Below are 7,733 nucleotides of genomic sequence, written 5' to 3'. Positions count from 1 at the left end.
GGCGGGGGGGGCCGGCGGGCGGGCGCGTGGTGGCCCGGGGGGGGGGGAGGGGGGCCCCCGCTTTGGGCCCGGGGGCCCACCTCCTACTCAACCCGTGGCCAGATCCTTACTTCGAGCCGCGCACCTTGTTGCCGAGCTCGTGGATCGGGGTGCGGAAGGTCTCGCGGCCCCAGATGGCGCCGATGAGAGCGAGGACCGAGGACCCTGCCACGATCCAGGCCGCCGGGCCCCAGTTCGCGGGCGTCCCGCCGACCAGCGCGGTGCCGAGCAGCGGCGTGAAGCCAGCGCAGAGGATGCCGATCTGCAGGCCGATCGCCATGCCCGAGTAGCGGACGCGAACGTTGAACAGCTCCGCGAACCATGCCGGGTAGATGGCGTTGGACATCGCGTACGTGCCTGCCGTGATGAGCGTGCTCGTGAGGAAGATGAGCGGCACGTTCTGAGTGGAGATCGATGAGAAGTAGATGAAGATGAGGATCGCCGAGCCGATGATGCCGCTGATGAAGAGCGGCTTGCGGCCGAACCTGTCGGAGAGGAAGGCAGCGAGCGGCTGGGTCGCGATCGCCACGACATTGCCCACGACGCTCACCCACAGCATCGTCGAGGCGGGGACCCCCACGGACACGGCGTACGCGAGGCCGAACGACTGCATGAACGTGTTGGTCACGGTCTCGAAGGACATGAGTGCGACCTGCAGGAACTGCGGCGTGTGCGTGCGGAACATCTCGGCGACCGGCAGCTTGACGAGGTCGTTGTGCTCGGCCTTCTCCTCGAAGACCTCGGGCTCCTCGAGGGAACGGCGCACGAGGTACGCGACGACGAGCACGACGATCGAGCTCCAGAACGGGATGCGCCAGCCCCAAAGGAGGCGGTCGGCCTCGCTCATCGAGGCCACCGGGAGGAACACGAGCGAGGCGAGCACGATGCCCGTGGAGATGCCGCTCATGGAGAACGACGGGAAGAACGCTCGGCGACCGACCGGCGACTCCTCCATGGTCAGCGCGGAGGCGCCCGCGGTTTCCGCGCCGGCGGAGAGGCCCTGCATGAGGCGAAGCACCACGAGCAGGACAGGTGCGATGTAGCCCGCTGCGTGGAAGTCGGGCAGTGCGCCGATAAGGAAGGTCGAGGCGCCCATGAGCACGAGGGTGAGAACAAGGGTGTTCTTGCGCCCGATCCGGTCACCGAGGTGGCCGAAGAACACGGCGCCGAACGGCCGTGCCACGTAGGCGACGCCGAAGGTCGCGAACGAGGAGATCAGTGCGATCGTCGGGTTGCCCGAGGGGAAGAAGATCTTCGAGAACACGAGCGACGCCGCTGTCGCGTAGACGAAGAAGTCGTAGTACTCGAGCGCGCCGCCGAGGAACGCCGCAAGGGCTGCCTTCTTGGCGCGGCGCAGGCGCCGTGCCTGCTCTTCGGGGGTCTTGACGTCGGGATCGACAATCCCGCTGAACTCGGCCATGGGGCTCTAGCCTTTCGGTGCGAACTGATGGGGGTGCTGACAGGTGCAGGGAGTTACTTCACGAGGGCCGGAGCAGGCGCAGTGCTGTTCCGGACGATGAGGTCCCCGGAGAGGTGGACGGTGCTGGCCGGGCGGGCCGGGTCGGCGATCCGCTCCGTGAGCAGGCGGAGGGCGACGGCGCCCCCTCGCTCATAGGGCGTGTTCACCGTGGTGAGCGACGGCCGGGTGGTCGACGCGAGCCAGATGTCGTCGAAGCCGATGACGCTGATCTCCTGGCCGGCCTTGACGCCGCGGTCCTCAAGACGGTTGATGCAGCCGAACGCCATGAGGTCGTTGTGCGCGATGACGGCCGTGACCGGCTCCGCCAGCACGAGGTCCGCAGCCCGCACGCCAGCCGCGTAGGTGGGCTCCGCGTGGGTGAGGACCATGAGGGTGCAGCCATGGAAATCGGCTGCTTCCTCGGCAGCGGCCAAACGGACGCGGCTCGAGTAGTTGTCCTCCCAGCTCGCAAGGTACGCAATGGACCGGTGGCCGAGCGCCGCGAGGTGCTCAACCGCCTGCCGCGCGCCTTCCGGCGCCGAGAGGATCACCGCGGGCAGGCCGTCGGCGACGTGGTTGATGAGGACGACCGCGGAGACCGCATCGAGCGCACGAAGCCTCTCTGCGTCCATGCGCGGGGCGAACACGATCGCGCCGTCCACGCGCCCGATGATTCGCTCGAGCTCTTCGGCGTCTGCCTCGGGATCGTCCTCGCCGTCGACGACGAGGAGCGAGATCGATTGCCGGCGACAGGCCGCCTGAATCGCCTTGACGAGCGGTGGGTAGTACGGGTTCGCGATGTCCGGGATGAACAGCGCGATGGTTCCCGTGGCCTCTGCCTTTGCAGGGGCCGGGGTGTAGCCCAGCTCTGCGGCGACGGCGAGGATGCGATCCCGCGTCTCGGCGTTCACCGAGTCGGGCCGCGTGAACGACCGGGACACGGTGGACTTCGAGACGCCTGCCGCCTGAGCGATCTCGGCAATCGTGGCCATCTGAACCTCCTTGTTCGGTCGTTCGGTGCTTCTTGCGCGCTGTGGTGGTCATCACAGCGACTATCCGATAGTGACATCGTTTCTGCAACGAGTCAATGCGTTGCTGCAACAAATGCCGTAGTCTGGATCACAGCCCCGCTTCGAGAGTTTCCAGGAGCCCCTCATGAGCCTGACAACGGAGTCGTTTCTGATCGGCCTGATCGGCGACGGCGTGATCCCGTCCCTCACCCCACCCATGCACGAGCGCGAGGGGGCGGCGCATGGCCTTCTCTACCTTTACCGGCCCATCGACATCGCCGCGCTGGGCCTCCCGGCCGAGCGGGTCGGCGAGTTGGTGACGGCTGCGCGAAACCTGGGCTACAACGGGCTCAACATCACGCATCCATGCAAGCAGCTGGTGATCGAGCACCTTGACGAGGTTGATGACGACGCCGCTCGCCTCGGTGCCGTGAACACCGTGGTGATCGAAGAGGGGGGCCGCACGGTAGGCCACAACACGGACTGGTCCGGCTTCCTGGGCGCGTTCCGGTCAGGCCTTCCCGGTGCCCCGCTCGCCCGGGTCGTCCAGCTCGGGGCTGGGGGCGCCGGATCCGCCGTCGCCTACGCGCTTCTGATGGCGGGGGTCGAGCACCTGAGCATCGTCGACGTCGACGCCGGGCGTGCTGAGACCCGTGCTGCCGAGCTTGCGGCGATGTTCCCTGGCGCGTCCGTCGAGGGGAGCACGACGGCGGAGCTCGCCCCGCTGCTCAAGGCGGCGGATGGCGTGGTGCATTGCACCCCGACCGGAATGGCCGCGCACCCGGGCACGCCGTTCGACACGTCGCTGCTCGACGCACGCCAATGGGTTGCCGACATCGTGTACCGGCCGATCGAGACCGAGCTGGTGCGCGAGGCGCGAGCCGCCGGCTGTCGGGTGCTCGACGGGGGGCGCATGGCCGTCGGCCAGGCCGTCGACGCCTTCCGGATCTTCACGGGCCGCGAGCCCGACGCCGAGCGCATGCGTGCGCACTTCCTCGAGCTCATAGAGCTCGAGGCGGCCCAGACTGCCGCGGCGGGAGCCCGCTGATGCGCACCGGAATTGCGACTGTCTGCCTCTCCGGGACGCTCGAGGAGAAGCTGCGGGCCTCGGCGAAGGCCGGCTTCGACGGGGTGGAGATCTTCGAGACGGACCTCGTCACGTCGTCCCTCAGCCCGGAAGAGGTGCGCAAGCTCGCCGACGAGCTCGGCCTGGGCCTCGACCTGTACCAGCCGTTCCGGGACTTCGACTCCGTCCCCAACGAGCTGTACCGTGCGAACCTGCGCCGCGCGGAGGCGAAGTTCGCGCTCATGGGCCGTCTCGGGATCGACACGATCCTGGTGTGCAGCAACGTGGCCACCGCGAGCATCGACGACGACGGGCTGCGCTCCGAGCAGCTCCACGGACTCGCCGAGCTGGCCGCTGGGCATGGGGTGAAGGTCGCGTACGAGGCCCTCGCCTGGGGCGCCTACGTCAACGACTACGAGCACGCGTGGCGCATCGTGGCCGACGCCGATCACCCGAACCTCGGCACCTGCCTTGACACGTTCCACATCCTCTCGCGCGGTTGGGACACCGAGCCGATCGAGCAGATTCCGGGCGAGAAGATCTTCTTCGTCCAGGTCGCGGACGCGCCGAAGCTGTCGATGGACGTGCTCAGCTGGAGCCGCCACTACCGAGTCTTTCCGGGAGAAGGGCAGTTCGATCTCCCCAAATTCGTCGGCCACGTAGCACGTACGGGCTACAACGGTCCCGTCTCGCTCGAGGTTTTCAACGACACCTTCCGGCAGGCCGACGTCGAGCGCACCGCCGTTGACGCGATGCGCTCGCTCATCTGGCTCGAGGAACGGACGGCCAAGCTCGTGGCCGGGTCCGACGGCGACGGCCGCTATGCAATGCCGCTCGCGACGCTCCCGCAGGTTGCGCCGCCGTCGGGCGTCAATTTCGCGGAAATCAAGGCTGAGGACACCTCTGATCTGGAGCGGCTCCTCACCCAGCTCGGCTTCGAGTGGTGCGGCGACCACCGTACCAAGCCCGTCAGCCTCTGGACGCTCGGCGAGGCGCGCATCATCCTCAACCGGCAGCAGGCTCGCGGCGTCGATCCAGCGATTTCGGCGCTCGGGTTCGACGTCGAGAACGCCCTGACCGCCGTCGCACGCGCCGTCCAGCTCAAGGCAACACCGGTGCCGCGCACCTCCCAGGCGAACGAGGAAGTGCTGCTCGCCGTGACCGCGCCGGACGGCACCGAGGTGTTCCTGTGCCAAGACGCTGTCTGGGCCGAAGAATTCGGCGAGGGAGGCGCAATGGGGGACGCGCCGTCGTCGTCCGCTGCTCCGGCCCGCGTCGACCACATCAATCTCGCCCAGCCGTGGCAGCACTACGACGAGGCGGTGCTGTTCTACTCGTCCGTGCTGGCGCTGCGCCCGCAGCCCTCCCAAGACGTCTCAAGCCCCGCCGGCCTGGTGCGCTCGCAGGTCATGCAGGGCGAGGACAGGCGGGTGCGGTTGGCGCTCAACCTCGCGCCATGGATCCAGGCCGACCGCGTGCGGGGGACTGTGCGTGACACGTTCCAAGAGCACATCGCCATTGCGGTGCCAGATCTCGTCGCGACCGCCCGCGAGTGCCGCGCCCGCAGGCTGCCCTTCCTCGCGATCCCGGAGAACTACTACGAAGACCTGGACGCGCGGTACAGCCTTGATCCGGAGTTCCTCGCGACGCTCCGCGAACTCGATCTGCTCTACGACCGTGACGAGCGCGGCGCGTTCCTGCACTTCTACACGGCGACCGTGGGAAGCGTCTTCTTCGAGGTGGTGCAGCGGATCGATGGGTACGACGGGTTCGGTGCCCCGAACGCACCCATCAGGCACGCTGTGCAGCATGCCGCCCAGCACTCGCTGCGGCAGGCACCGCGCGCCTGACGAGTCGCGCCTCAAGCGTCAGTTGCGCGTGGCCTCTTCGAGGGTCTGAAACTTCCGTGGGCGGAGACCCTGCCGCTTGTGGTGCTCGAGCAGGAGGGTCGCCATGGTGCGCGCGCGCTCTGCGGCGAGCCTGTCGCCCTCCATGTCCGCGACCATAGCCCCCTTGATGAGGATGTGGCAGGACCAGGCGAAGCCCTCGGGATCAGAAAGGTCGGCGGCCCGGGCAAGAGCTGCCAGCTGCTCTCGCGTCCGTTCCAGAAACCCGATGCTGGCGCGCCCGAGGGGGTGATCCGGGCCCATCTCGATCATGACGTGGAGGAACGTGCTGACCTCGACCGCGTCGTGTTGGAACCAGTCGTCGAGCACGCCGAAGACTGCGAGGACGGCCTCCTCGCGATTCTCGATGCTGCGGATAGCGGCTTCTATTGCGCTGCTGCGAGCGTTGTACCAGCGGTCCATATAGGCGAGGACGAGGTCATCCTTGGACTTGAAGTGCCGGTAGAAGGTTGCCTTCGCAACGCCTGAGCGCGCGAGGATCTCATCCACTCCGACAGCACGAATCCCCCGCCGGGCAAAGAGCCCATAGGAGGTGTCCAGAATCCTCTCTCGTGCGCTGAGTCGTCCAGCCGCGGCCGCTTGGGGGGTTTCCTGAGCGTCCATGCGTTCCATTCTAGAGGATTTGACCGAAGAAAGTAGACAGAACGTTCTGTACCGTGTAGAAAGTTCTCAACAGGAGACAGAACGTTCTGTCTTTGAGGGTGGCGGTCAAGCAGCCGGCCGCGCAGCTGGCCCTCAAAGCCTGAAAACCATCATGAAGCGCACTGCTTGGCGTGCGAAGAGGAGGCTGCTATGGCGGTGACTGAAGAGCGCAAGGTAATCGCCCTGCGCAGCAGGGCCGAGTTGCACGGCTATCTCGTCTCAGCCGACGAGAAGACCGCGAGAGTGTTGTGGGCCACGGCCACCGGGCGTCGGCGGACAGCCGTCGTCTCGCTTGAGGAGATCACCTTCCCCGGGCCGGAGCGCCCTTGGGAAGGCGTCGAGATTGCGGCCTAGCCCTCGTACCGGCCTCCAGTCATCGGAGCGGCACTAGGACTCACTGCATCTGACTCACAGTTCTGAACGTAGACGTCCCTACCCCAGCTAGGAGCAGACTCGCCATGACGATCGTGGACCATGCTTCCCCTGAGATTTTGGACCAGGCCTCGCCTGAGACGGCGGAGCGAGCACAAGCCGCGGGAGACCTCGCGGTCGAGTATCTGAGCGTCGCAGACGCGTTGGCGAAGAGGTACCGCTGCCCGGGCCACGACGCCGAGGACCTTCGGCAGGTGGCCCGAATGGGGCTTATCAAGGCCGCCCGCCGGTACCGCAGCGGCGAAGGCAACGGCTTCGTGGCCTACGCCGTGCCGACTATCACCGGCGAATTGAAGCGCTACCTGAGGGATCAGGCCTGGACCGTGCGCCCGCCCCGGAGCGTCCAAGAACTGCGCCTAAGGGTTAGGGGTGCAGTCCCTGACCTGACGCAGCGCCTGGGGCACGAGCCCACTGCGCAGGAGATCAGTGGCGAACTCGGCGTGAGCGTCGACGACGTCGTTGCCGCCCAAGCAGCCGAGGCCAGCCTTGGATACCAGCAGATCGAGCCGACCGATTCGACCGAGGACCGCGATGTGTACCCGCTGGGAGCCGTCATGGCCTTCCACGAGACGGGCTACGAGATGGTCGAAGCCAACATTGCGCTCTCCTCGGCTCTCGAAGGCGTCTCCCGGGACGACAAGCGCCTTCTGTATCTCCGCTTCGTCAAGGAGATGTCGCAGCAGCAGATTGCTGACGAACTCGGAGTGAGCCAGATGCAGGTGTCTCGGCTTCTGCGGCGCTTGCTGGACCGGCTCCGCCGTCGTATGGCGGCGTGAGCGTTTGTAGATCCTAGGCGTCGCTAGCCGCCCAGCACGATGGCGGCGATGGTGGCGGCGCCCATGGCGAGGATCGCCGTCGTCGTGATGCGCAGGAGGATGGTGGGCGGTGGGACTGCGGTGCGCAGAGCGGCGCCGCGGTAGAGGATGCAGGCGCCGAGGACGACTGTTGCTGCGGCGGCGACCGCTGCTGCGATGCCGAGGCCGAGCGAGGAGCCCTCGATCTGGCCGGCGTGGTGGGTGAGGGAGCTGGTCCAGGCGCGCCAGATGAGGAAGTCGGAGACGATGAGGGCCAGGAAGGTCCGCCGCCAGGCCAGGGAGGTGCGCTCGGGCTGCAGGCCCGGGTCGCGGGCCGCGGGGTCCTCGGGGGGCGGGGTCACCGCACGAGGAGGATGAGGGCGG

At 67.3% G+C, this 7,733-nt stretch carries 8 protein-coding genes; 4 read left to right on the top strand and 4 right to left on the bottom strand.

Annotation, left to right across the window (positions count from 1 at the left end; genetic code table 11):
• Positions 1–106: 106 nt before the first annotated feature.
• Together ACTHL9_RS01320 and ACTHL9_RS01315 are read right to left on the bottom strand one after the other, a co-directional pair.
• Positions 107–1,459 carry an MFS transporter gene (locus ACTHL9_RS01320; RefSeq protein ID WP_440516823.1) on the bottom strand — a complete coding sequence of 451 codons (1,353 nt, stop codon included), beginning with the start codon at positions 1,457–1,459 and terminating at the stop codon, positions 107–109.
• A gap of 53 nt (positions 1,460–1,512) precedes the next feature.
• A complete protein-coding gene (locus ACTHL9_RS01315; protein ID WP_440516822.1) occupies positions 1,513–2,490 on the bottom strand; it encodes a LacI family DNA-binding transcriptional regulator in 978 nt (325 codons plus the stop codon).
• 163 nt (positions 2,491–2,653) lie between these two features.
• Between ACTHL9_RS01315 and ACTHL9_RS01310 the strand changes: the two genes are divergently transcribed.
• Positions 2,654–3,556 (top strand): shikimate dehydrogenase, encoded by a 903-nt coding sequence (locus tag ACTHL9_RS01310; protein WP_440516821.1) that lies wholly within the window; start codon positions 2,654–2,656, stop codon positions 3,554–3,556.
• On the top strand, positions 3,556–5,424 hold the full coding sequence (locus ACTHL9_RS01305; RefSeq protein WP_440516820.1) for a bifunctional sugar phosphate isomerase/epimerase/4-hydroxyphenylpyruvate dioxygenase family protein: 1,869 nt from the start codon (positions 3,556–3,558) through the stop codon (positions 5,422–5,424). The genes ACTHL9_RS01310 and ACTHL9_RS01305 overlap by 1 nt, the downstream gene beginning before the upstream one ends.
• A gap of 18 nt (positions 5,425–5,442) precedes the next feature.
• Here the strand turns inward: ACTHL9_RS01305 and ACTHL9_RS01300 are convergent, their stop codons facing one another.
• Positions 5,443–6,084, bottom strand: a complete 642-nt coding sequence (locus tag ACTHL9_RS01300; RefSeq protein WP_440516819.1) for a TetR/AcrR family transcriptional regulator — start codon at positions 6,082–6,084, stop codon at positions 5,443–5,445.
• 189 nt (positions 6,085–6,273) lie between these two features.
• On the opposite strand from ACTHL9_RS01300, the gene ACTHL9_RS01295 reads away from it, so the two are divergent.
• The gene (locus tag ACTHL9_RS01295; protein ID WP_440516818.1) at positions 6,274–6,477 is read left to right on the top strand and encodes a hypothetical protein; all 204 of its coding nucleotides are present in this window, start codon (positions 6,274–6,276) and stop codon (positions 6,475–6,477) included.
• A 104-nt stretch (positions 6,478–6,581) separates the two neighbouring features.
• A complete protein-coding gene (locus ACTHL9_RS01290; protein WP_440516817.1) occupies positions 6,582–7,331 on the top strand; it encodes a sigma-70 family RNA polymerase sigma factor in 750 nt (249 codons plus the stop codon).
• A gap of 23 nt (positions 7,332–7,354) precedes the next feature.
• On the opposite strand, the gene ACTHL9_RS01285 is transcribed toward ACTHL9_RS01290, so the two are convergent.
• The coding region (locus tag ACTHL9_RS01285; RefSeq protein WP_440516816.1) for a DUF202 domain-containing protein at positions 7,355–7,733 on the bottom strand (379 nt) is incomplete at its 5' end.

The sequence above is a fragment of the Sinomonas sp. genome (assembly GCF_051955515.1).
Taxonomy (GTDB): domain Bacteria; phylum Actinomycetota; class Actinomycetes; order Actinomycetales; family Micrococcaceae; genus Sinomonas.
Note: the sequence above shows the minus strand (reverse complement) of the source record. Positions and strands in the feature narration are given on the sequence as shown.

What these genes read in the sequence shown, in the direction of transcription:
- ACTHL9_RS01320 (WP_440516823.1), bottom strand. Translation starts at nt 1,459, where the DNA reads ATGGCCGAGTTCAGCGGGATTGTCGATCCCGACGTCAAGACCCCCGAA.
- ACTHL9_RS01295 (WP_440516818.1), top strand. Translation starts at nt 6,274, where the DNA reads ATGGCGGTGACTGAAGAGCGCAAGGTAATCGCCCTGCGCAGCAGGGCC.
- ACTHL9_RS01305 (WP_440516820.1), top strand. Translation starts at nt 3,556, where the DNA reads ATGCGCACCGGAATTGCGACTGTCTGCCTCTCCGGGACGCTCGAGGAG.
- ACTHL9_RS01310 (WP_440516821.1), top strand. Translation starts at nt 2,654, where the DNA reads ATGAGCCTGACAACGGAGTCGTTTCTGATCGGCCTGATCGGCGACGGC.
- ACTHL9_RS01290 (WP_440516817.1), top strand. Translation starts at nt 6,582, where the DNA reads ATGACGATCGTGGACCATGCTTCCCCTGAGATTTTGGACCAGGCCTCG.
- ACTHL9_RS01315 (WP_440516822.1), bottom strand. Translation starts at nt 2,490, where the DNA reads ATGGCCACGATTGCCGAGATCGCTCAGGCGGCAGGCGTCTCGAAGTCC.
- ACTHL9_RS01300 (WP_440516819.1), bottom strand. Translation starts at nt 6,084, where the DNA reads ATGGACGCTCAGGAAACCCCCCAAGCGGCCGCGGCTGGACGACTCAGC.